Origin of the sequence: Enterobacter cloacae complex sp. 6730903 (assembly GCF_048283985.1) — a bacterium.
Lineage (GTDB): Bacteria > Pseudomonadota > Gammaproteobacteria > Enterobacterales > Enterobacteriaceae > Enterobacter > Enterobacter hormaechei_C.
The window spans coordinates 1-261 of sequence record NZ_JBLVXX010000245.1 but is presented as its reverse complement, the minus strand read 5'-3'; the positions used below and the strand labels follow the sequence as shown (position 1 = coordinate 261).

1 protein-coding gene is annotated in these 261 nt (G+C 46.0%); it reads right to left on the bottom strand.

Annotated elements, in window-relative coordinates; translation table 11 throughout:
- Positions 1 to 50 precede the first annotated feature (50 nt).
- A partial coding sequence (locus ACNQ0W_RS25770; RefSeq protein WP_417933355.1) for a hypothetical protein occupies positions 51 to 261 on the bottom strand: 211 nt, incomplete at its 5' end.

Sequence of the window (261 nt, the reverse complement as noted above, 5' to 3'; positions counted from 1 at the left end):
CGGTCGGGTCGGTCGGTCGTTCCCTCCTCCTCCCTCCTCGTTCATTCGTTCTATCGCAAGGCAGTTAAGTAAATCTGCGAGCATAGCTCGGTTCTTACCGTTGGGTCACCCAAAGGGAGCTTGTAATCAGGGAGAAAGACTTTGGATTTTAATTGCGTCAGTTCGGGGGTAGACACCCCCTCTAAAAATTTAGTCATGACTAAAAAATTATCTAAGGCAGGATAGGCAAATGTATTGCGAATGGTACTTTTTGTATGACTA